The organism is Funiculus sociatus GB2-C1 (assembly GCF_039962115.1).
Classification (GTDB): Bacteria; Cyanobacteriota; Cyanobacteriia; order Cyanobacteriales; family FACHB-T130; genus Funiculus; species Funiculus sociatus.
Window position 1 is genome coordinate 113997 of sequence record NZ_JAMPKJ010000003.1, and the last position, 22541, is coordinate 136537.

Annotated in this window: 20 protein-coding genes; 9 read left to right on the forward strand and 11 right to left on the reverse strand. The window is 45.2% G+C overall.

All coding sequences use genetic code 11. The features are described 5' to 3' along the window. The first annotated feature begins 584 nt into the window (after positions 1-584). Positions 585-1457 carry an SDR family oxidoreductase gene (locus NDI42_RS02760; protein ID WP_190459812.1) on the forward strand — a complete coding sequence of 291 codons (873 nt, stop codon included), beginning with the start codon at positions 585-587 and terminating at the stop codon, positions 1455-1457. Between the two features lie 145 nt (positions 1458-1602). On the opposite strand, the gene NDI42_RS02765 is transcribed toward NDI42_RS02760, so the two are convergent. Next, positions 1603-2115 carry a DUF1648 domain-containing protein gene (locus tag NDI42_RS02765; RefSeq protein WP_190459814.1) on the reverse strand — a complete coding sequence of 171 codons (513 nt, stop codon included), beginning with the start codon at positions 2113-2115 and terminating at the stop codon, positions 1603-1605. 164 nt (positions 2116-2279) lie between these two features. Here NDI42_RS02765 and NDI42_RS02770 point away from each other — a divergent pair, with 164 nt between their 5' ends. After that, entirely contained in the window at positions 2280-2678 is a 399-nt protein-coding gene (locus tag NDI42_RS02770) for a hypothetical protein (RefSeq protein WP_199311438.1), read from the forward strand. A gap of 63 nt (positions 2679-2741) precedes the next feature. Next, a complete protein-coding gene (locus tag NDI42_RS02775) occupies positions 2742-5351 on the forward strand; it encodes a tetratricopeptide repeat protein (RefSeq protein WP_190459815.1) in 2610 nt (869 codons plus the stop codon). 118 nt (positions 5352-5469) lie between these two features. Here NDI42_RS02775 and NDI42_RS02780 read toward each other — a convergent pair whose 3' ends face one another. From NDI42_RS02780 to gcvH, 3 genes are all read right to left on the reverse strand, one after another. Then, positions 5470-6102, reverse strand: coding sequence for a type I restriction enzyme HsdR N-terminal domain-containing protein (locus NDI42_RS02780; RefSeq protein WP_190459817.1), 633 nt, complete (start codon positions 6100-6102; stop codon positions 5470-5472). Between the two features lie 120 nt (positions 6103-6222). After that, positions 6223-9126 carry an aminomethyl-transferring glycine dehydrogenase gene (gene gcvP, locus NDI42_RS02785; RefSeq protein WP_190459819.1) on the reverse strand — a complete coding sequence of 968 codons (2904 nt, stop codon included), beginning with the start codon at positions 9124-9126 and terminating at the stop codon, positions 6223-6225. 143 nt (positions 9127-9269) lie between these two features. Then, positions 9270-9659, reverse strand: coding sequence for a glycine cleavage system protein GcvH (gene gcvH, locus NDI42_RS02790; protein ID WP_190420476.1), 390 nt, complete (start codon positions 9657-9659; stop codon positions 9270-9272). 81 nt (positions 9660-9740) lie between these two features. On the opposite strand from gcvH, the gene NDI42_RS02795 reads away from it, so the two are divergent. Continuing rightward, positions 9741-10571, forward strand: coding sequence for an alpha/beta fold hydrolase (locus NDI42_RS02795; protein ID WP_190459822.1), 831 nt, complete (start codon positions 9741-9743; stop codon positions 10569-10571). A gap of 204 nt (positions 10572-10775) precedes the next feature. On the opposite strand, the gene gcvT is transcribed toward NDI42_RS02795, so the two are convergent. After that, positions 10776-11915 carry a glycine cleavage system aminomethyltransferase GcvT gene (gene gcvT, locus NDI42_RS02800; RefSeq protein WP_190459824.1) on the reverse strand — a complete coding sequence of 380 codons (1140 nt, stop codon included), beginning with the start codon at positions 11913-11915 and terminating at the stop codon, positions 10776-10778. A 146-nt stretch (positions 11916-12061) separates the two neighbouring features. Beyond that, on the reverse strand, positions 12062-13039 hold the full coding sequence (locus NDI42_RS02805) for a CBASS cGAMP-activated phospholipase (protein WP_190459825.1): 978 nt from the start codon (positions 13037-13039) through the stop codon (positions 12062-12064). A 432-nt stretch (positions 13040-13471) separates the two neighbouring features. Here NDI42_RS02805 and NDI42_RS02810 point away from each other — a divergent pair, with 432 nt between their 5' ends. The 3 genes from NDI42_RS02810 (at position 13472) to NDI42_RS02820 (ending at position 16056) form a co-directional block, all read left to right on the forward strand. Continuing rightward, on the forward strand, positions 13472-13951 hold the full coding sequence (locus tag NDI42_RS02810) for a M67 family metallopeptidase (RefSeq protein ID WP_190459827.1): 480 nt from the start codon (positions 13472-13474) through the stop codon (positions 13949-13951). Between the two features lie 84 nt (positions 13952-14035). Further along, positions 14036-15208 (forward strand): molybdopterin-synthase adenylyltransferase MoeB, encoded by a 1173-nt coding sequence (gene moeB, locus NDI42_RS02815; protein ID WP_190459829.1) that lies wholly within the window; start codon positions 14036-14038, stop codon positions 15206-15208. Positions 15209-15429: 221 nt separating this feature from the next. Beyond that, the gene (locus NDI42_RS02820) at positions 15430-16056 is read left to right on the forward strand and encodes a hypothetical protein (RefSeq protein WP_190459830.1); all 627 of its coding nucleotides are present in this window, start codon (positions 15430-15432) and stop codon (positions 16054-16056) included. A gap of 209 nt (positions 16057-16265) precedes the next feature. Here the strand turns inward: NDI42_RS02820 and NDI42_RS02825 are convergent, their stop codons facing one another. Both NDI42_RS02825 and NDI42_RS02830 read right to left on the reverse strand, forming a co-directional pair. Then, complete coding sequence (locus NDI42_RS02825) at positions 16266-16871, reverse strand: molybdenum cofactor guanylyltransferase (protein ID WP_190459910.1); 606 nt, start codon at positions 16869-16871, stop codon at positions 16266-16268. A gap of 169 nt (positions 16872-17040) precedes the next feature. Further along, positions 17041-17871, reverse strand: a complete 831-nt coding sequence (locus tag NDI42_RS02830) for an N-acetylmuramoyl-L-alanine amidase family protein (RefSeq protein WP_190459832.1) — start codon at positions 17869-17871, stop codon at positions 17041-17043. Positions 17872-18030: 159 nt separating this feature from the next. Here NDI42_RS02830 and NDI42_RS02835 point away from each other — a divergent pair, with 159 nt between their 5' ends. Beyond that, the gene (locus tag NDI42_RS02835) at positions 18031-19239 is read left to right on the forward strand and encodes a NupC/NupG family nucleoside CNT transporter (protein WP_190459834.1); all 1209 of its coding nucleotides are present in this window, start codon (positions 18031-18033) and stop codon (positions 19237-19239) included. 40 nt (positions 19240-19279) lie between these two features. Here the strand turns inward: NDI42_RS02835 and ccmS are convergent, their stop codons facing one another. Both ccmS and NDI42_RS02845 read right to left on the reverse strand, forming a co-directional pair. Next, positions 19280-19705, reverse strand: coding sequence for a beta-carboxysome assembly chaperone CcmS (gene ccmS / locus NDI42_RS02840; RefSeq protein ID WP_190420651.1), 426 nt, complete (start codon positions 19703-19705; stop codon positions 19280-19282). Positions 19706-19784: 79 nt separating this feature from the next. Beyond that, positions 19785-20264, reverse strand: coding sequence for a hypothetical protein (locus NDI42_RS02845; RefSeq protein ID WP_190459836.1), 480 nt, complete (start codon positions 20262-20264; stop codon positions 19785-19787). 178 nt (positions 20265-20442) lie between these two features. On the opposite strand from NDI42_RS02845, the gene NDI42_RS02850 reads away from it, so the two are divergent. After that, positions 20443-21879 carry a hypothetical protein gene (locus tag NDI42_RS02850; RefSeq protein ID WP_190420454.1) on the forward strand — a complete coding sequence of 479 codons (1437 nt, stop codon included), beginning with the start codon at positions 20443-20445 and terminating at the stop codon, positions 21877-21879. Positions 21880-21928: 49 nt separating this feature from the next. Here NDI42_RS02850 and NDI42_RS02855 read toward each other — a convergent pair whose 3' ends face one another. Further along, positions 21929-22426, reverse strand: coding sequence for a 2TM domain-containing protein (locus NDI42_RS02855; RefSeq protein WP_190420452.1), 498 nt, complete (start codon positions 22424-22426; stop codon positions 21929-21931). Positions 22427-22541 lie beyond the last annotated feature (115 nt).

Here is a 22541-nt window from a genome sequence, read left to right on the forward strand (position 1 = left end):
CAACCTATAAGTTGCTTTCTATCCCGGCAATCTCTCATGTACGAGGGCAATTTTTACTTTTATGAACTATGGTGACAATGAGCGGATTTGTGTGATACTTCAGCTTCCGTGTTTAATGGGAGAACTGATATAAACTGGATTATGAAAAGGATGTAAATTTATTTGTCACCATAAGAACATTGTTTGACCTCATACCGTTACTAGCATCAACCTTTAGGATTAAAGCGGCGAACGTGTAAGAAACTGTAAGATTCAGTGAAGAAACTTAACACAACAGCCTGACTGAAGTAAATGTCTGAAAATACAAATTCTTCAAGTTAAAAATTCTATTTGAAATTAGAGATAAGAAGAGGGATTTATCTAGAAACAAACCCTCACCTCAAAAATACACCATTTATAGCAATTCTATTTGAGTTGTGAGGTGCCAGCCCTTCAGATACCCGACTTCTTTAGAGAAGTCGGGTATCTCGCCTTCAGAAAGCAGTTTTACAACTCAAGTAGGATTGCTATATAACAATTACCAATTAGTATCACAAAAGTTAGTATCTTTATAATGACGGCATTATAAATACATCCATGTTGCAATGAAGAAACTATTAGTCACAGGTGCCAGTGGTTTTTTGGGATGGCATCTTTGCCAAGCTCAACAAGAATGGGAAATTTATGGAACCTATTTTTCCCATTCAATAGACATTCCCGGCGTAAACATATTGAAAGTTGACTTAAAAGATTTTCAGGAACTAAAGCGTATTTTTAGCCAAATTAAACCAGATGCAGTTATTCATACTGCTGCACAATCTAGCCCAAATTATTGTCAAAATAATCCTGAAGAAACCCACTTAATCAACGTAACAGCATCTGCCAATATTGCCGGACTTTGCGCGGATTATTCTATCCCTTGCGTTTTCACTTCAACCGATCTGGTTTTCAATGGCTTAAACCCTCCCTATAAAGAAACAGATTCGGTGTCTCCTGTCAACCTATACGGCGAACAAAAAGTCATGGCAGAGTCAGGAATGTTAGAACGTTATCCGATGACCGCAGTTTGCCGTATGCCTTTAATGTTTGGGAATGCAACACCCACAGCCATCAGCTTTATTCAGCCATTTATCGAAACTTTGAAAGAGGGAAAAGAGCTACGTTTATTTATAGATGAATTCCGCACTCCAGTTAGTGGGGTAACTGCGGCTCAAGGGCTTTTATTGGCATTAGATAAAGTCCGTGGAATCATTCATTTAGGTGGGAAAGAACGAATATCGCGTTATGATTTTGGTCGGTTATTAGTGGAGGTGTTTAAGCTTCCTGAAGTAGGGCTTAAATCCGGCAAGCAAAAAGATGTGAAAATGGCTGCACCACGACCACCGGATGTTTCTTTAGATAGTTCAAAAGCTTTTGAATTAGGATATTCTCCTTTATCTGTGTGGGAAGAGTTAGAGGCTTTACGGGAGAAGGTTTGATAAATGTCCTGGCGAATAGAATTCGCGGCTACACATACAAAACCCGCCGACGCGGGTTTCAATTTATTAATAAATGGTCTGGCGAATAGAATTCGCGGCTACACATACAAAACCCGCCGTCGCGGGTTTCAATTTATAAGCTTAACTAACGAGCCTGATACGCTTGCAAAAAATACAGCCCATTTGTGACCAAAAACAGTGGCATTACTACACGGAAAAAATCGACAGTCAATTCAGCCGAATGACCCAAACTTATCTGGATAATCTGCCATTCTATAAATGCAAATATCCACATAAATTCTGCCTTATTCCAGTCTAATAAGTTAATAGCTAGCTGATATTGTTTAGCTACATTTTGCTCTGTAATTCCCCAAATATAATTAAAAGTATGGGGAAACTGACGCAGCACTGTAAACGCTACATAAACTAAAATAGATAAGCTGGGGAAAAGCCAGATTAATTTTTTGCTACCCGTTGCATCTGGTTTGCCTCCCATCTCAAAATGGATGGGAATACTGTTGGGTAGATTTGCCCAAGATTGCAGGGTGATTACAATGATGCAGAAAATCCCTGCAACTACGGCTATTTCTAACATCCAACTAATAGGCGATCGCGCGATTTTCAAAATCGGTCGTTGATTTGATGGATTCCTAGTCATAGGGTTAATTGCTACGCGAGAAGGGCATATATTTAAAACACAGTTTATCTTTAAAGTCAATTGCCATAATTAGAGAAAAGTTGGTAAAGCCATCAATCTTAACATTGGCAGATGGAGGGTTGATGAGCTACAACCAAATGGAAAGCATAGCCAACGGGTGACTTATGGTACTTGAATTTATTACAGCAGCAAAGATTGCAGAAATTGTCTTCGGCGGCATGATCGGAGGCGGTGCTGGTAAGTTAACCGAAATGGCAATCGAGAAACTACGTCAGAAGATTAAGAATAAATTACGGGGCAATCCAGACGCAGAAAGAGCCATTCAAGCTGTTGAGCAAGGCTCCAAGCCAGAATTAGTGCAGGTTACGGAATATTTGCAGGCTTGCATGGATAAAGAGCCAGCATTTGCTCAAGAGATTCAGATGATGGCTAAAGAAATTCAAATTAGCAACACTCAGGACAATAGCAAGACTCAGATTAACCGGGATAATGCCAAGGGCTATCAAGTAGAAACAGTTAATTCTGAAAGTGTGCAGTTTGGTGACACCATCAACAACCACTGACTGCTGGTAGACAATCAAGGAACTAACCCTCAACCAGTTCAAAACTCAGCTAACGTCGATGAAATGCGCCCTAGCTTGGATTGTTGGCAAGGGCGCACGGAGGAAAGGCAGAAAATCCGGGGATGGATGGCGGATGGAAATATCCGACTGATTGGCATTACGGGTTTGGGTGGCTTTGGCAAATCTACTCTGGCTGCCAAAATCTACGAAGAAGATAGCGCTGAGTTTGATAAAAAATTTTGGGCAGATGTCAGTCGCCGCGTGACTTTTACCGAGTTGGCGCGACGAGTTTTGCTGCGATTGGGACTTTCCCCGTCAACTGTGGAGGCAATTCCAGAATTGTTGCTGGTGGATGCGTTGGTGAACCATCTGCGGGAGGGGCGGCATTTACTTGTCATAGACAACCTTGAAAGTCTGCTGCAACACGATGGGCAATGGTTGGATGCTATTTACGAGCAGTTTTTTCACGGTTGGTTGGGATGTGGTGGTAAGAGTGTCATTCTGGTAACGACGCGGGAACGCCCGGATTTGCCAGAAATTAAGTTGAAATGGCTTCCTTTGCCGGGATTGTCACCAGCAGAGGGGGCTAATTTGTTGAAGGCTTTGGGGATTCTGGGGACTGACGCAGAATTGCAAGAGTTTGCGAAAAAGGCAGAGGGGCATCCCTTGCTGCTGACGCTGGTTGCAGGTTTTTTGCGGGCAGAGGAGGAGTCAAATCCGCACATTAGCCATTTGCAGAGGTATGGTTTGGCTGACGTAGCCCAGCTAGTGACTGACGAGAGGCTCGAAGGGTTGCACCGGGGCAAAACCGATATCTGGATGCGCCTAGTGTTAGATGCCAGCTTTAACCGCCTCAGTGACAAGTTGCAAAGATTGCTACTAAATTTGAGTGTCTATCGGATTCCTATAAATGCGGCGATGGCAGATGCCCAGTTGCCGGGAGAGAATGTATCGGAGCAAGATTTAAGGCAGTTGGCTAGGTATTCTCTGTTGCAAGAGGAAAGGGACAACAACGGAGGGCGATGTTTTCAGTTTCACCCGTTCATTTTGGCGTATGTCAAGCAAAAGGCAGGCGATCTAACCGAGGCGCACGAAAAAGCAATTGCATATTACAGAGAAAATGCCAAACCCGAACCCTGGCAGACAATAAGTGATGTAGCAGAATACTTAGAAGTTTTCTATCACTGCTATCAGCTGGGAGAGTATGACGATGCCTTCAACACTATTCGCCTGTGTGAAGATTTTCTATCTTTACGAGGTTACAACACTGTCCGAGTTGAACTGTACAGGCAGTTAGTTGAGGCATGGCAGCAAAATAATTCCGATAGGTGGAAATTCGTAGATTCTCTCATTAATTTGGGCAATGCTTACTATTCCCTAGGACAATACCAACTAGCAATTGGTTACTATCAGCAGTCCCTGGCAACAACACGGAAAATTGGCGAGCGCAAGGGGGAAGCGAATTCTCTCATTGGTTTGGGCAATGCTTACGATTCCCTGGGACAATACCAACTAGCAATTGATTACTATCAGCAGTCCCTGGCAATATTCCCGAAGATCGGCGATCGCAATGGGGAAGCGAAATCTCTCGCTAATTTGGGCAATGCTTACGATTCTCTGGGACAATACCAACTAGCAATTGGTTACTATCAGCAGTCCCTGGCAATATTCCGGGAGATTGGCCAGAGCAATGGGGAAGCGGCTTGTCTCAATAATTTGGGTCATGCTTACCGTTCCCTAGGACAATACAAACGAGCAATTAATTACCATCAGCAGTCCCTGGCAATATTCCCGAAGATCGGCGATCGCAATGGGGAAGCGAATTCTCTCATCGGTTTGGGTCATGCTTACCGTTCCCTAGGACAATACAAACGAGCAATTGATTACCATCAGCAGTCCCTGGCAATAACACGGGAGATCGGCAATCGCAATGGGGAAGCGAATTCTCTCATCGGGTTGGGCAATGCTTACCGTTTCCTCCGACAATACAAACGAGCAATTGATTACTATAAGCAGTCCCTGGCAATAACACAGGAGATCGGCGATCGCAATGGGGAAGCGGCTTCTCTAAATAACTTGGGCAATGCTTACCGTTCTCTGGGACAATACCCACTCGCCATTGATTACCATCAGCAGTCCCTAGCAATATTTCGGGAGATTGGCGATCGTAATGGGGAAGCGAATTCTCTCATAGATTTGGGCAATGCTTACAATTCTCTGGGAAAATACTCACTAGCAATTGATTACCATCAGGAGTCTCTGGCAATATTCTCGGAGATTGGCGATCGCAATGGGGAAGCGGCTTGTCTCAATAATTTGGGCAGTTCTTACGATTCTCTGGGACAATACTCATTAGCAATTGATTACTACCAGCAGTCTCTGGCAATATTCCGGGAGATTGGCGACCGCAATGGGGAAGCGACTTCTTTATTTAATTTAGGAAATGGCTTGGCAAAGCTAGGTCGAAAATCAGAAGCCATTGCTGCTTACCAAAATGCCCGCGATCTGTATCAAGCAATGGAACTAGATGCAGATGTCCAAGATGCTGACAATGCTATTCAGCGCCTTTCCAAAAAGACTAACATTTGGATGAGTTTGCCAAAAGCTATAGTCAGCTTTTTATTGCGATGGGTTAATCGTTTATGGGGCCTGCTACACACCTTCCTCAGGTAGCGATGAGTCAAAGACGATACCCCTTTTGCGTCTTCTGCACCTATCCGGTTTAACAAAAAATGCGATCGCCTTCGCTACACTAGCGCGTCTTTGTGGTTCAAATCATTGAATGCGATCGCTACCTGACCACCAATTCACCCAATCGCTTTAAGATACTCAGAACACTATACAACTCATTCCCCCGTCGATAGAGCGTGAATTCATCCGATAAGGCGTACTGTGGCGTGTCTTGCTTGGTGAGTTTTATAAATCTGAAATGACTGCCATTGCTGATAAATCCAAATGTTGGTTTATCACAATGAGGATTAGCTAACATATAAGCGAGTATTTGAGGTATTGCTATATCCAAAGAAAATAGCGGTCTTTTAGACTCGATCACCACCACCCATAGTTCACTTTGTAAAACTAAAATATCAATTTTTCCCTGCACTATAACTCCGTCTTCATCTTTATCTGAAATCGTTACAGATTTTTCTGTTTCAATTTCATAAGGTGGACGATAAAAGCCAGCTAGTTTCAGCAACGGAGAAAGTACCACCATTTTCACTAAGTCTTCCAGCATGGGACGACGTTCGATTAAATGTAGATATTCCTCTTTAACTCCGTCCAAAAAATGCTGCTCTTCTGAGGTAATTTGAGGTAAATTATCTACCCATTCAGTAAAAAAATTCTTATTTTTAGAAGGTAATAAACCAAATTCGTTTTCTAAGCCCCGCAGGGTGATATCTTTAGCTTGAATTGTTTGAACCATACGGCTATTGGTTATCAGCGTTATTTTATGAATTAATTGTAGCGATTAATAACCAATAACAAAAATAGGGTTTTCTCGTTACTAACCGAGAAAACCCTACTTGATGTCAGCCTAAATGGACTAGCCTTGTGAATAAGCTTCCATCGGGAGACAAGAGCAAACTAAATTGCGATCGCCAAAAGCATTATCGATACGTCCGACAGCAGGCCAAAACTTGTGTTCGCGTGTCCAAGGCGCGGGGTAAGCAGCTTGTTCGCGAGAGTAAGGATGGTTCCATTCGGAAGTAATCAGACTTTCTGCGGTATGAGGTGCATTCTTCAAGACATTATCTTGAGCATCTACTTTACCCGATTCAATTTCCTCTATCTCTTGACGAATAGATATCATTGCATCGCAAAAACGGTCTAACTCTTCTTTCGATTCGCTTTCTGTTGGTTCCACCATCATCGTACCCGCGACAGGCCAAGAAACGGTAGGCGCGTGGAAACCGTAGTCCATCAGACGCTTAGCGATGTCATCTACTTCGATTCCGGCGGATTTTTTGAGCGATCGCAAGTCTAAAATACACTCATGCGCCACTAAACCCGCTTTCCCCTTGTATAAAACTGGGTAGTAACTTTCTAAACGACGGGCGATGTAGTTAGCATTCAAAATTGCCACCTTGGTTGCATCCGTCAAACCCGCGCCACCCATCATGGCGATGTACATCCAAGAAATCGTCAAGATGCTGGCGCTACCCCAAGGCGCAGCAGAAACAGCACCCATCGATTTTGGATTATTCGCATCCATTTTGACAACAGAATGTCCAGGTAGGAATGGTACTAAATGCGGTGCGACACCAATGGGCCCCATACCAGGGCCACCGCCGCCGTGAGGGATGCAGAAAGTTTTATGCAAATTTAGGTGACAAACATCCGCGCCGAAGTCTCCCGGACGGCACAGCCCGACCTGAGCGTTCATATTCGCCCCGTCCATATAGACTTGTCCGCCGTTAGCATGGATAACATCGCAGATTTCCCGAATCGGTTCCTCGAATACGCCGTGAGTGGAGGGATATGTCACCATCAAGGCGGCGAGTTCGGACTTGTGTTTCTCGGCTTTAGCTTTAAGATCGTCTAAGTCAACATTGCCTTGAGTGTCGCAGTTAACTGGCACTACCTTCATCCCACACATCACCGCACTTGCAGGATTTGTTCCGTGCGCCGATTGGGGAATTAGACAGATATTGCGGTGTGTTTCGCCGCGACTTTCGTGATACTGACGAATTACTAAAAGTCCTGCATATTCCCCTTGAGAACCAGCATTCGGTTGCAGAGAAATTCCGGCAAAACCTGTGATTTGGGCTAACCATTCCTCAAGCTGTTGGAATAGAACTTGATAACCCCGCGTTTGCGAAAGGGGCGCGAAAGGATGAATTTTGCCAAATTCAGACCAAGTTACAGGTAGCATCTCAGATGTTGCATTCAGCTTCATCGTGCATGATCCCAAGGGAATCATAGATGTAGTTAAAGACAGATCCTTTGCTTGCAAACGGTGCATATAACGCAAAAGTTCTGTTTCTGAGTGATAGCGGTTAAAGACGGGATGAGTGAGATAGTTGCTGGTACGGGAGAAAGGGGAGTTAGATTTTGGTGCTAACTCTTCAACCGTGAAGGGTAGGGAATCGGAAAGGGCGAAAATCTCTAATAAGTCGATGACATCTGCGACTGTAGTTGTTTCGTCTAGGGTAATCCCGATAGTTGTATCTATCCGCAGGTTAATTTGACGGGCTTGGCAACGTTGGAGAATTTCTTTTAAGTTGCGATCGCGTAACTCTACGCACAATGTATCAAAATAATTCTCACTACCAATGCTGTAACCTAGTCGCTTCAGTCCTTCTGCCAGAAGTACAGTCAGATTATGAATATTTTCGGCAATATTTCTCAATCCTGCTGGCCCATGATAGACCGCATACATACCCGCCATCACCGCCAGTAGAACTTGGGCGGTACAAATGTTACTCGTAGCTTTATCGCGGCGGATATGCTGTTCGCGGGTTTGCAAGGCCAGACGCAGTGCAGGGTTTCCTTGGGAATCTTTAGAAACGCCGACAATTCGCCCCGGAACTTGTCGCTTATACTCTTCTTTGGTGGCAAAGTAAGCGGCATGAGGACCCCCATAGCCCAAGGGAATACCGAAGCGCTGAGTGCTTCCTACCGCGATATCAGCCCCAAATTCTCCAGGGGGTGTAAGCAGAGTTAAACTCAAGGGGTCGGCTGCGACTGTAACTAAGGCACCGACTGCATGAGCTTTTTCGACAAAACTCCGATAGTCGTAAATTGTGCCATCGCTGGCGGGATATTGCAAAAGTACGCCGAAAACTGGTTGCTGAAAGTCAAAGGTTTGAAAGTCGCCGACAATGACATCAATACCCAACGGTATCGCCCGTGTTTGCACGACTTCGATAGTTTGGGGATGACAGTCTTTTGAGACGAAGAACGCATTTGCCTTATTTTTGCAGATGCCATAGCTCATCGTCATCGCTTCGGCGGCGGCGGTTGCTTCATCAAGTAAGGAAGCATTGGCAATTTCCAAACCTGTGAGGTCTATAATCATTGTCTGGAAATTCAGCAACGCTTCCAGACGACCTTGGGCAATTTCTGCTTGATAGGGAGTGTATGCTGTGTACCAGCCGGGATTCTCTAAGATGTTGCGCTGTATGACAGGCGGGGTGATACAGTCGTGATAGCCCATGCCGATGTATGAGCGGAATACCTGATTTTTCGAGGCGATTTCTTTGAGGAGCGCGATCGCTGCGTACTCGCTTTTTGGTTCGGGTAACTGTAGACTTCCCCTAAGGCGGATCGTCTGCGAAACCGTCTTCTCAACCAGTGCATCAAGGTCTTTCAGCCCCAACACCTCCAGCATTTGCCCGACTTCATCGGGGTTTGGGCCAATATGCCTGTCTGCAAAAGAAATCGATTGCCTTATTCCTCCCATCACTTGCTGACGGCTAGACTGCGTTTGAGCGGTATAATATGCCATTTGCTCTCCAGAATTGTCTGCTTATTACTTTGTAACAGTAATTTCAGAGTCAGGAGTTGGGAAAAGTTTGAAGTTTGAATGAAGAGAATGTTTTCAAAACTCAAAACTAGAGACGCGATATATCGCGTCTCTAGGTAAAACTCTTATTCCCCTTCCACCTGGACTCGATACTCATCCGCCGTCAGCGCTTCATCCAGTTCATCGGGGTCATTGATGCGAACTTTCAACAACCAACCCTCTCCATAAGGGTCTTCTCCCAGATGCTCTGGAGCTTCTACAATGACATCATTGCGCTCAATAACCGTACCGCTGATTGGCGCATACATATCTTCAACCGCTTTCACTGATTCAATTGTGCCAAAGCTGGCTCCCTTTTGCAGGGCATCGCCCACGTCTGGCAACTCCAAAAACACTATATCGCCCATCTGATCGACAGCAAAGGCACTAATGCCAATTGTGGCAATTTCGCCTTCTAGCCGCACATACTCGTGGGAGTCTAAATACTTCAAGTCATCAGGGTATTCCAGAGCCATCTCACTTCCTCATCAGTACGCTGAAACTAGCTTAAGTTAGCCATTAAGTTTACAGCTTTCAGACTTAGAATCAGCACAATTATGGATAAACAAAAGCTCTATCGTCTACTATTTGGCGAATTTTCCTTGAAAAGGCTGGCCTTTTCGGCAATCTTTATCTATGCTTTTCTTTGCTTCTATGCCTACTTTTTTTCGGACAGGATGATTTTTCTGCCGCAACCCTCTAGCTATCAGGACAGTAGGGAGATTATCAAGCTAACGACTGCGGATGGCGTGAAAATCTCAGCGGTGCATCTGCCTAATCCTAGCGCTACCTACACAATCCTATACAGCCACGGCAATGCGGAAGACCTGGGAGACAGTCTACCGGGTTTAAGAGAACTGCGGGATATGGGCTTTGCTGTCTTTAGCTACGATTATCGCGGTTATGGCACCAGTCAGGGAACTCCCACTGAGAGTAATGTTTATCGGGATATTGATGCCGCCTATAATTATCTAACTCAGCAGTTGGGTGTCCCCCCAAATCGGATTATTGTCTATGGGCGTTCTGTGGGTAGTGGCCCGGCTGTTGATTTGGCTTCTCGCAAGGCTGTTGCTGGTTTAATTTTGGAAACTCCATTTCTTAGCACGTTTCGGGTGGTGACGCAGATTCCGATTGTGCCTTTTGATAAGTTTAATAATATTAGCAAGATTAAAAAGGTGCTTGCTCCAGTGCTGGTGATGCACGGGAGGCGGGACGAAGTTGTACCATTTTGGCACGGGGAGCAACTTTTTGCCGCAGCAAATGAACCCAAGCGCTCTTTTTGGGTGGATAGTGCACGTCACGATGATCTAGCGTCGGTTGCTGGCGAGTCGTATGCGAAAACTTTGCGGGAGTTTGCCCAGTCTATTTCTCTGGGTAAGAGTTTCTGACTGGGGATGTCTGAGAAGTGTCAAAAGTTACTTTGATCCCCCTAAATCCCCCTTAAAAAGGGGGACTTTGAGAAGATTCTCCCGCCTTTTTAAGGGGGGCTGGGGGGGATCTGACCGTTTAAGCATTTCGATTATGACTTTTCAGACATCCTCTTAACGAGTAACGAGTAACTATTCGACTCAGCACTAGAAGCAGAGGCACTTTTACTTGCTGGAGAGACGAGTAGGGGAACGATAAAAAGGTTTCTTGACAACAACCGCTGGATATGATTTACCCCGGACTTCCACCTCTAGCTGCTGCCCAATCTGCGCTAAATTCGTGGGAACATAGGCAAGGGCAATTGGTTGCCCTAAAGTTGGTGCTAGCGTACCGCTGGTGACAACACCCACAGCTTCACCGTTATGCAGCACCGGGTAGCCATGACGGGCGATGTAACGCCCTTGCATTTGCAACCCTACCAGACGGCGTTCTACTCCATTAGCTTTTTGTTGTTCCAGCGCCTCTCGCCCGATAAAGTCGCCTTTGCTATCGAGGTGAACTACCCAACCCAAACCAGCTTCTAAGGGCGTGGTGCTTTCATCAATATCTTGCCCATAAAGTGCCATTGCTGCTTCTAGGCGCAGGGTATCTCTAGCGCCGAGTCCGCAGGGAACCACACCAGCTGCTACAAGATTTCGCCACAATTCTACCCCTACTTCTGGGTCTACCATCACTTCAAACCCATCCTCGCCTGTATAGCCAGTCCGGGCAATAAAGGCTGGCTGTTCGAGTATGGTTGTGTCGAGATGCCCAAATGCCTTAATCGGTGTCAAATCATCTTTGACAAATTGCTGTAAAAATGCGATCGCTTTCGGCCCCTGAACAGCAATCAAAACTTTCGCTACTGACAAATCCTCGAAATCAACTGGGTAAGATTCCAACTGTGCAAACACCCAAGCTTTGTCTCTGGATCTGGTGGCGGCGTTGACTATCATTACTCCCCGCTGTTCGCCGTTGTCTTCGCCTTGATAGTAGAAAATTATGTCGTCCAAAATCCCACCTTGAGGATTTAGCAGGACGGTATACTGAGATTCACCGGGTTTCAGGCGGCTAAGATCCGAGGGAACTAGCGGCTGGAGGTGGGAAATTAGCTGTTTCCCTTTGAAGGTAAATTTGCCCATGTGGGAGATGTCGAACATCCCCGCTGAGGTGCGAACTGCCTGGTGTTCTTGGGCAATGCCGATGTATTGTACTGCCATCTCCCACCCGGCAAAGGCGGTGAGTCGGGCTTTTTGTTCTAGGGCGAGTTGATATAGGGGAGTTCGGGCGATCGCTGTCTCTGGATGCAGTTCTTCGGTAGCCACAGCTGGTTATTCCGTCGCAGGTGATTATCTTTATCCTACGAGATGCCTGCATCTTCATCAGTGTAGAAAAAGGATTAATGTAACGGCTTTCAGCAGATTTGCTCTTGATGAAAGCCCCGGCGATTACAAACATCGCCGGATATTTATTAATTAGCTGCTGATAACAACTGATTGCTAAGCATCTGCAAATTCTCTTCATTATCATTAATGATGCTTTCGGCTTGCAGTTTTAAGGCGCGAATATTTTCCTTACTTGCATCATCCATGTGATCGCCGCGTTCGGTCAGTCTTGTCTGAAAGCGATAGTAACGACGTTGATCTTTTACGGGAGGAAGTAACTGTTTGAGTTGGTAATGTACGGTGTCGCTGACTCCATCAAAAGTTACATGGATGATCGGCTGCGCCCATTGGAGAAGTCCCCAGTCTTTCACCTTCTCATAGGGCAGAATTGTGGTTAGTTCTCCAGTACCAATTGAGACAATTAGAAAATCATTTGCATCTGGATAGTTAATTTTTGCTTGAACATATGCACACATGGCGGGATTGTTAGCAAAAACGCCACCGTCAATTAAGGCATAGTAATCTGTCAAGTCATTTGTTTCCAGTTTCAGGGGTTCAAAATATGTTGGAGCGGCGGAAGTTGCCCGTGCCACTTTTTTCATAGGAAAATTGTGGCAGTCTGGGGTTTTTCTGGCTTTGGTGCGTTTGAAGAAGTAAGGGCGGCGCAATTCAATATCATAACTGGGAATCAATATTTCTGTCAGCGCTTCGCCAATCATGGTTTCCCCAAAGTATTCTTGTAAAACTCTTTCTATCCCATCTGAGGGATATTTTTCGTCTTGTAAATTTTTGAGTTTAGTAAAATTAGACTGAGGAAAAATGCGGCTTCCTTCTTTTTCGTAAAGTCTGACTAAATTTGCGGCAGGATGTTCAGGCTTCCCTCGCCCGTTGGGTTTAGTAAGCCCTAAAGCCAAAATCCCCCCGGTTGAAGTACCCGCAATCAGATGGAAAAGCTCTGCAATCGGCTTTGATGTTATATGTTCAATATTGGCTAAAATCATAGCCGGAATGATGCCGCGAATACCGCCTCCATCAATTGACAATATTTTGATTAATCTAGACATGATGCACTCCTAATTCTCTTAGTATTAAATCATTTATTTACAGGAAATGGTATTGGTTGCAGATAATGCGATCACAATTTAATTTTTGTTATATAAATTCAAGGTGTGGGTGCAATACATCTGTAGGGATATGGCATTGCCATGTCCCCGAACATCAAAATACTGAGAAAAGCTATAGTTTATTCAGCAAAAGATAAAATTAAGTAAAAATGTCCGACTAAAGTCAAGGGCGAACAAACAAAGCCTGCCAACGCAGGCTAATAATATAAAGCCGTTGCGTTAGCAGGCTTTGTTCCATCAAGGCTTCTAGCCTGTAGACTTATATTTGCTCTCATAGGGATGCTCCCTATTCATTTACGCATGGTAGTATTAAATATTTCAATATAACCTGTTGAGCCTTGCTGGTCGCTATCTATTGAGGATGATTGGGTTTTGGCAGTTTTAAAAATTTACCCTCACCATTTGCAAGCCATTCGCACTCATGCTGAAAGCAGCTATCCTAATGAGTGCTGCGGCTTGTTACTGGGATTGGCTAGGGATGAGAAAATCGTTGCGGAAGTGATACCAACCCAGAACAGTTGGGATGCAGAAGCAGCCCAAGCGTTCGCTGCGATCGCGGGTTCGGATAAACTAGGTAGTAGCAAAAGAGATAGATACGCGATCGCACCACTAGATATCCTAAAAGCTCAGAGGGAAGGACGCGATCGCTCTTTTGATATCATCGGCATATACCATTCCCACCCCGACCATCCAGCAGTTCCCTCAGAATTTGATCGAGCCTGCGCTTGGTCAGTATACTCTTATATTATTGTCTCTGTGCTACAAGGCAAAGCTGGCGACCTGTGTAACTGGAGTCTGGACGATGCACACCAGTTTCAGCCAGAAGAAATGATTACGGTAGAAATAACCTAGATTAAAAACTATTAAGACACAAAGATACAAAGACTATTGTATTTTTGATAGGCTGTTAACTCTGTCTGCCCTCACTGAAAGGTCATGCTTAATCCCAATCTGGATGAAATCCAGTTAACGAAAGAAGAATACGAACGCTATTCCCGCCACCTCATCCTGCCCAAAGTGGGACTAGAAGGACAAAAACGCCTGAAAGCAGCAAGCGTCCTGTGTGTTGGCACTGGGGGACTGGGTTCGCCACTATTGCTGTATCTTGCCGCTGCTGGTATCGGACGCATCGGCATTGTCGATTTTGATGTCGTTGATAGTTCCAACTTACAACGGCAAGTAATTCACGGCACCTCTTGGGTAGGTAAACCAAAAATTGAATCGGCAAGAAACCGGATTTTAGAAATAAATCCTGATTGCCAAGTTGACTTATACGAAACCCGCCTGACTTCAGAGAACGCCCTGGACATTCTCGAACCCTACGACGTTGTAGTGGATGGCACTGATAACTTTCCCACACGTTATCTAGTTAACGATGCCTGCGTACTGTTAAATAAACCCAACGTTTACGCCTCTATCCTCTTCTTTGAAGGTCAGGCTACCGTATTTAACTACGAAGGCGGCCCCAATTACCGCGACCTCTACCCCGAACCACCACCACCCGGATTGGTTCCCTCTTGTGCTGAAGGCGGCGTTTTGGGTGTTTTGTGTGGCGTTATTGGCACCATTCAGGCAACTGAAGCCATTAAAATTATCTTGGGTCAGGGTAATACTCTGAGTGGGCGACTGCTGTTGTATGATGCCCTGCAAATGAAGTTTCGGGAACTGAAACTGCGTCCGAACCCAGAAAGACCAGTTATTGAAAAATTGATAGATTACGAACATTTCTGCGGGATTCCACAAGCAAAAGCAGAGGAGGCAAAGCAGCAGATGGAAATGTCAGAAATGACGGTTAAGGAATTGAAGGAATTGATAGACAGCGGTACAGATGATTTTGTGCTGCTTGATGTCCGCAACCCCAATGAATACGAAATTGCCCAAATTCCCGGTTCAGTTTTAGTGCCGTTACCGGATATTGAAAGCGGCGCTGGTGTTGCCAAAGTTAAGGAATTACTCAATGGTCATCGCTTAATTGCACACTGCAAGATGGGTGGACGTTCCGCGAAAGCGTTGGGGATTCTGAAAGAAGCTGGCATTGAAGGCACCAACGTTAAAGGTGGGATTACTGCTTGGAGTCGAGAAATTGACCCTTCGGTGCCGGAATACTAAAAAATTGTGTGGGGTGCGAAGCGCGACAGCGTAACGTACCCTACGCTGCTACATTGCTGGATTAAATTCGGTGGCATACTTTGGCTTAATTGTCAACAGGTATTTTTTTGGCTTTATGGCATTGTCTTAAGCGACTGGAAAGCATCAGTGCCAGTGTAAAGTGCAAAGTGTGTGCAAAGTACAAGTAGGATAGCTTTTGAGCGACTTGTATAGAAATCAAAATGCAAAACAAAAGTAGCGATAAGTTTACTGCGATCGCGCTAACAGCAGGATTTTTTGCAATTATCATCCCCAGCAATCCTGCCGCCGCCACCCATCTGAGTCCATTTCAATACTGTGCCGCAGACTTGCGGAATGTTGGTATTTCCGTAGAACAAGCTGCCTCAGCTTGTTCAGACGCACTCGATCCTCAGCAATTATCCGCTTGCGTGTATTATATTAACCAAGAAACTCAGCTTGCCGCGCAAGACGTTCTGCCTGCCTGTATCCGTGTGCGCCGCCCGATAGAGTTAGGCAGGTGTGTAATTAATATTAACAACGACACCAGAAATGCGGCAGCGCTTGATGTTCTTGATAATTGTCGCCGCAGCCTGCTGCCAGTCCGCTTTGCTGAATGCGTCGTTGGCTTGACTCGCCAACTGGAAATCACCGCCAGCACCGCGATGAATCGCTGCAATTCGGCGGAAGATTATCCCAGCAGCTTGTCCCCCACCTTTGCGCCCCCGCCTGCCCCAAATCCAACGCCGCAGTTTACAACTCCGGTAGCACCTCCGCCGGGGTTGAGACCTCTGCCTAATTTGGACGCAGATCCAGTTATCCCGGCTAGACCAAGACCAGTTAATCCTTAAATACTCAGAGGATGTCCCAGAAGTGTCAAAAGTTAGCTTGATCCCCCCAACCCCCCGATGAATTGGGGGGAGAATCAAGTCTTAGTCCCCCTTAAAAAGGGGGATGCAAGGGGGATCTCCACCATCTAAGCGTCTCGATTATGACTTTTCAGACATCCTCTCAGTAGTCATTTTCGCCTTCCCCAGCCCAGCCAGGGAATCCGGGTAAATTAATTTTCCAGTGCTTCCAAATCAGCGGGAGTGTTGCAATTAAATAATACTTCTGGTTGAGTTACGGGTAGTTCCTGTACAGAATGTTCCGCCAACCAATGCTGAAATGATCTGCCGCCTCGATTGATATATTCACACAGTAGCGGCAAACAGCAACGGCGGTAAAAACCACACAAGGGTTCCCAGCCTTTCGGGTGTCGGGGAAGAAGCGCGATCGCATCTTCTGACACTGGCAACTGCTGTAACCAACTCTGCAAAACTTCCACTTTTAAATTTGGCAAATCGCAGGCAAGTAACAGCACCCAATCTGTTTGCACCAATTCTAAAGCTTGTCTAAACCCAATTAAAGGCCCGTGAGTTTTCCCTGCTTCCAAGTCATAAGCTTCTCGAATTAATTGGCAGTTATGTGGCAAGATATCTTGATATCTTTCAATCCAAGGTGTCACCACATAAACTACAGACGCACACTCTTGGGCGACTTCACAAACCTGCCGAATCAGCGGTACATTATTAACAGAAATTAAGGCTTTATCCCTTCCCATCCGCGAACTTTGTCCGCCAGCCAACACAATTGCTGTCACCGATTCAGCCTGGGAAATGTTCATTATCTTGCACCAATTGCGATCGCCCTCCTTGGATTTGAATCCAACGCTATAGCGTTTCTCAGTTGGGTGGAATATATCGCGGTTCTGACGTTCTCCCCACCTTTGTAGGGACATGGCATTGCCATGTCCCTACATAAGTTCCGGGCTGACTGCCGGACTAATTGAGAATTTACTTGGCGCTTAAAATAACCGTCCGAGAGGGATTATCCCATTTAATAGACACATTCAACTGCTGTAAATCAACCGCTTTGATATATTCAAGATTGCGGTGAGTAACTTTGGGAAAATTGGCAACTTTACTCGGATCGATCTTCAATGAATTCAGAAAAACAACGGGAATAGAGGCATTACCGTTAACCAGAATACCCTGATTATTATAAAGCTGGTCGTTGATTTTGACGCTGATAACTGGGTATGACCGAGGAGGCGGGGGAGTCATGCCTTGTCGCTGCGCTTCTCGCGTACTCCAAGCTTGCAGCCCGTCAGCTAGTCCACGGGCGAACTCTTTACGTCTACTTTGCAGTAAAGCGCGATCGCCTGCACTGGTAATAAACCCCAACTCCAACAACATGGAAGGAACATCCACTTGACGGCAGAAACCCAAACTCCCAACTCCCGTGCTAGTATCTGGTTTAGTTCCACGAGAAGGCAATCCCGGAACTGCTCGGAGCAAAGATTGCAGTACCAACTGGGCATCGGCTTGTCGTTGAGCGTTGCCAGCGACGTAGAAGATGCTGGCACCCCGCACATTAAGGTTACTAACAGCATCGGCGTGAATTTCTAGGGCCACATCGCCACGACGCGATCGCACGTTAATCCAGGTAATAGTTTCCTTTAAACTCAGCGTGTCGGGAACAGAGGTGACATCTAAACCACGCGATCGCATTTCGGCTACAGTAGCATCGCGGGTGAGTCTCATTTCCCTGTCTTCCGTAGTGCCTCCCGCGATCGCGCCCGGATCTCCAGCACCATGTCCAGCGGAAAGAAAAATCCTTACCATTTATAATTATCTCCCCAAAATTCTATTATTTCTGGACGTTATCGTTATTCATTGTGCTTCATTCCCATAAAGCTTGAATCCGGAGGAGCAAGTGATACTTTCTTGTTCGCGTATCCAGGCTATGATACGCCGTATTCTAACTTAGCGTTTTAAGAATCGATGGAGCGGGTAATTTCAGCAGTTGGGTTGGCTGTTTTTATTGGGTTGTCCTACGCCTTCTCGATAAATCGCCGTGCGGTGCGCTGGCGTCCGATATTGTGGGGGATGGGATTAGAATTTATTGTGGCGCTTCTAATTCTTAAAACACCAGGCGGTTTAGCTGTATTTAAGGCACTAGGCGATGTGGTGAGTCGCTTTCTATCATTTTCTGATGTCGGTGCGAAATTTGTCTTTGGGGAAAAATACGAAGATCACTTTTTTGCCTTCAAAGTGCTGCCGACAATTATCTTTTTCTCGGCCTTCATCAGCGTACTCTACCACTACAGGATTTTGCAGCGCGTGGTGAATGGATTGGCGTGGGTGATGATGAAGACAATGGGAACATCGGGGGCTGAGTCTTTATCTTGTGCTGGCAACATCTTTTTAGGCCCAACTGAGTCACCTCTGCTAATTAAACCTTATGTAGCGACAATGACCCAATCAGAACTGCACGCAGTGATGACTGGGGGCTTTGCCACAATTGCGGGTGGAGTTTTAGGCGCATATCTATCCTTTGGAATTCCCGCCGAACACCTGATAGCTGCTTTTTTTATGACTGCGCCCACCGCACTCGTTGCCTCAAAATTACTTTATCCGGAAACAGAAGAACCGAAGACAGATGGCAAAGTGCAAATAAAAGTGGAAAGCACCTATGAGAATGTCATTGATGCAGCGGCTGTGGGAGCGGTGGAGGGGACGAAACTAGCAATTAACGTTGCGGCGATGATTATTGCCTTTTTGGGGTTGCTGGCGTTTGTGAATGCCGTTTTGGGATGGCTGGGGGGACTGGTGGGGGTGACAACCCTGTCGCTGGAGTCGATTTTATCTTATGTAATGGCTCCCGTGGCGTGGTTGATCGGGGTGCCTTGGGCTGATTGTAGGGAAGTTGGGGTGTTGTTGGGCAAAAAGACTATTTTGAATGATTTTATCGCTTACCTGGATTTGAAGACCCTGATTGAAACTCAGGCGATTTCCCAAAGGGCAGTAATTATTGCTACTTATGCGCTGTGCAACTTTGCCAATATTGGCTCGATTGGTATTACGATTGGCGGGATTGGCGCGATCGCACCGAATCGTCAGAAAGATTTGGCGCGAATGGGTGTAAGGTCGATGATTGGGGGTTTGTTGGCGGGTTTGATGACAGCTGCGATCGCGGGTATGTTGTTGTAGATTTGAACAGCGACCAATTGCACAGAAGAAGTTAGAAGAGTTAGTCTATCTGTTCCGCCATGCCTTGCTCTATTCGTTCTAGCAATGTATCAACATCTGCGCCGACTTGCTCAAAACAAATGGGTGGTGGGGGATCTGGTTCAAACTGAATTATCTTTATTTGTCCCTCGCCAATTCCAATAATCAGAACTTCCACTTCCGGTTTATGAGCATCCACAACTCCCAATATTTCCTGAAGTTTATTTTCAACTTGGTTATTTAGTGCTTCTATAGCTTGTTTGGGACAATAGACGAAATGCGGTTTTGGTTTGATATCCAGCCCTAAAGTACCTTTAGTGTCTCCATTTTCTAACCACAATCCCCAAGCAAGTGCTGCTAATTCTTGCTGATTTGCTTTAACAAATTGATTTAGCTGGTGTCGCCAGTTCTTTTCCCCGGAATCAGGGGAGGTACTACCAAATTGAATCATTTTACGTTCAGGTGTTGTGCATTTAATGTGTTGATAGCGATCGCCCTTGCCAAGAATGGAGCGATCGCTAGTAAAGTTATTTTTCTGGAGATTTTAGAGCCTCGTCTAGCACCGCCCGCGCTTCCTCTGCTTTAGATCGAGCTTCCAGGTAGCGCTGATTAACTTGGGCAAAGTTTTTGAGAACCTTAAAACCGTCCTTGAGGCTGGAGATTTCCTCCTCACTTACCGGCTGCTCTGTAAATAGGATATCTACCTGAGCGCGAATTTTTAGAGCTTCGGAGCGTGATTCCTGCACCTTCAGCTTCAGAGTAGCCAGGTTGCTGAGAACTTGTACAGCTTGGGTTACAGCGTCCTCATCGCTCTTTTCATCTGATTGGAGTTCTTTAACTTCAATCAGCTGTTGCGGACTAAATCCCTCTTCGAGATCGGTGGGTAGCTCCTCTGCATCCATGAGTTCCATAAGCTGCTCCATCGCTTTCTCACGGGCTTTTTTTGAATCTTTGCCTGGAACAGTCAGGATGACTTCTGGGCTTTGTGCGAGAGTGTACTGAACCATAGTTTTGCCGGAGAACTTGTCGAAAGACCTTATGGGCTGGTTATTTGAACCAAGCCGACAGGATTATTTTAGGGTAAAAGAAAGCGATCGCCCAACAGAATATATCCTAAAAGGCGCTAGCTTATGGACAGAGCAATAACACTCCTACCACTTGCGCGATCGCCTGAAACTCAAACTTATGGATGCAAATACTTCCACCGCCCTTGAGCAAGCTTTAACAGGGATGTCTCACCAAGAGCTGTTGAACTTGATTATAAACCTTTCCAGCGTTGAAGCTGACTTTCGCCGCATTCTGTTAGCAAATGTCAGTATTTCACCCCAAATTCTCCAGCAACAGCCTGTATCCCCTCAAGTAGTCAAGCAATTTAAACGAGACATCAGCAAATTTTTTGACGAACTTGAAGAACGTGGACGGTACGATGATTATTACGATAATGAATATGACGAAAGTGAAGAGTATTCTGAATTAGATATTTTGTTGGAAAATGCCAGAACTTTGAATCTTGTCGATCAAATCGATGTTTTTTGGCATATTGCAATTTGCGGCAATGAAGTTTTTGAGGAAGGAGAGTTCTTCATTGGTACGCCACAAATTGAAGAAGCAATTTGTTTATACGGCGAAGCTGTCACTAGATTAGATTTACCTCATCAGCAAAAGCACAATTACTTTGACGTGCTAATTGATGCTCTTAGTTGGAATATTTGTGGCTACGGTGAAGTTACTGAAGCGATTGAAGAGGCACTGGACAAAATTTGTACTGTCCCAGAAGATTTTCGCTATCTTATTCAAAAGTTTGAAAATAGCGATTACGAGAGAAGCTCCGATTTGATTGCCCAATATTATCTTGAATTAGGAGATGATGAAAACTATCTCCGAGTTCGACAAGCTAATCTGGAGAAAGAGAAAGACTATTTACAGTTAGCCGAATTTTGGCAGCAAAAGGGAGATAGGGAAAAACACCTGGAGACGTTAGAGCAATGGGTATCTGATTTAGTTAACAGAAAAGCTCAACCTCAGAGTCAGTTGAATTATCTTTATGCTCCCCGTTATTCATCTTTAGAAGACAGCCCGATTTTAAAGAGATTAGCGGAACATTATCGCCAGCAACAGGATGATGCAAACTACTGTCGCATTTTCATGACTTTGGCTGAATTCGGTAAAACCACGTTAGATTTATATAAACAAATTGAAACCCTTGGTGTCAAGTTAGGTAACTGGCAAGAACTGAAACTTAAGCTGATAGAATTTGCTCAAGCAAGTAGCACTAATCTGGCGGAAATTTATCTTTACGAGCAAGATTGGGATGCGGCTGTTCAACTTGCACAGCAAAAAGCCAATTCTTATTATGAGGAGTCGTTGCGAATTTTAGTTGCAGAAGGCGTGAAGCAACACCGCACGGAAGCATCTATTCAAATTTATCAGCAACTCGTGCAGAGCCATATTGACAATAAAAACCGCGAACATTACAGCATTGCGGCTCGTCATGCTAGTGCAATCAAATCAATTTATTTGTCTGTTTTGAATGATTCAGCGGCTTGGCAACGCTATATTACTGATATCCGGCAGCGTTATCCTCGTCATCGGGCATTGCAAGAAGAATTTCGGGGGTTGTGAGTAATTTTTTCTCGTTCCTAGACTGCGGACTGGGAACGAGAATTTAATATTAAGTTCCCCAAGTCTTAAACAAGTTATTCCAAATGGTGTTAATGGATTGTTTAATTTGGTTTTGGCGATACCATCTTTGAAAGGCTTTTTCATAATCTTCGCCTTCAGATTGATAGGTATTCCAGGCGTTGAGTCCTAGCCCTAGTCCCCAGAATAATAAAATATACAAAGACCAAGTAAGCTCACCTCCATTAACTAGATTCAGCCCCATAAAAAATGAGTTTACGATCGCAAAATTGCCAGCGTGTTTCTGTAATCTTCCATGTCGATAAATATTAAAATCTTGCCGTTTTTGGATTTCTCCTTGCTTCTGTAGCCACTGCTGTTCTGCTACTTGAAGACATTCTGGGGAGATTTCTAACTCGGCGGCGATTTCTAATAGCTGTTCGCGAGTAAATTCTGTGTCATCAGCTTGACGCGCGATCGCTATCTGCAAAATCTGCTGTATATCTTCTTGATTGTAAGAACGAATCATTTGGGTTTGGGAGACGGGCATAATCAGCACCTGCGGTCGATGTTGGGAAAGCTTTTCTGCCCTTAAAATTCCAGAGCAGTGCTGATTCTATTATGCCGAGGCAAGCTGGGGAACGGCACAGAACCATATTCCCAAA

Bases quoted from the DNA above. Each gene is read 5' to 3' on its own strand.
- NDI42_RS02760 (WP_190459812.1), top strand. From the start codon at position 585: ATGAAGAAACTATTAGTCACAGGTGCCAGTGGTTTTTTGGGATGGCAT.
- NDI42_RS02765 (WP_190459814.1), bottom strand. From the start codon at position 2,115: ATGACTAGGAATCCATCAAATCAACGACCGATTTTGAAAATCGCGCGA.
- NDI42_RS02770 (WP_199311438.1), top strand. From the start codon at position 2,280: ATGGTACTTGAATTTATTACAGCAGCAAAGATTGCAGAAATTGTCTTC.
- NDI42_RS02775 (WP_190459815.1), top strand. From the start codon at position 2,742: ATGCGCCCTAGCTTGGATTGTTGGCAAGGGCGCACGGAGGAAAGGCAG.
- NDI42_RS02780 (WP_190459817.1), bottom strand. From the start codon at position 6,102: ATGGTTCAAACAATTCAAGCTAAAGATATCACCCTGCGGGGCTTAGAA.
- gcvP (WP_190459819.1), bottom strand. From the start codon at position 9,126: ATGGCATATTATACCGCTCAAACGCAGTCTAGCCGTCAGCAAGTGATG.
- gcvH (WP_190420476.1), bottom strand. From the start codon at position 9,659: ATGGCTCTGGAATACCCTGATGACTTGAAGTATTTAGACTCCCACGAG.
- NDI42_RS02795 (WP_190459822.1), top strand. From the start codon at position 9,741: ATGGATAAACAAAAGCTCTATCGTCTACTATTTGGCGAATTTTCCTTG.
- NDI42_RS02805 (WP_190459825.1), bottom strand. From the start codon at position 13,039: ATGTCTAGATTAATCAAAATATTGTCAATTGATGGAGGCGGTATTCGC.
- moeB (WP_190459829.1), top strand. From the start codon at position 14,036: ATGCTTAATCCCAATCTGGATGAAATCCAGTTAACGAAAGAAGAATAC.
- NDI42_RS02820 (WP_190459830.1), top strand. From the start codon at position 15,430: ATGCAAAACAAAAGTAGCGATAAGTTTACTGCGATCGCGCTAACAGCA.
- NDI42_RS02825 (WP_190459910.1), bottom strand. From the start codon at position 16,871: ATGAACATTTCCCAGGCTGAATCGGTGACAGCAATTGTGTTGGCTGGC.
- NDI42_RS02830 (WP_190459832.1), bottom strand. From the start codon at position 17,871: ATGGTAAGGATTTTTCTTTCCGCTGGACATGGTGCTGGAGATCCGGGC.
- NDI42_RS02835 (WP_190459834.1), top strand. From the start codon at position 18,031: ATGGAGCGGGTAATTTCAGCAGTTGGGTTGGCTGTTTTTATTGGGTTG.
- NDI42_RS02845 (WP_190459836.1), bottom strand. From the start codon at position 20,264: ATGGTTCAGTACACTCTCGCACAAAGCCCAGAAGTCATCCTGACTGTT.
- NDI42_RS02850 (WP_190420454.1), top strand. From the start codon at position 20,443: ATGGATGCAAATACTTCCACCGCCCTTGAGCAAGCTTTAACAGGGATG.
- NDI42_RS02855 (WP_190420452.1), bottom strand. From the start codon at position 22,426: ATGCCCGTCTCCCAAACCCAAATGATTCGTTCTTACAATCAAGAAGAT.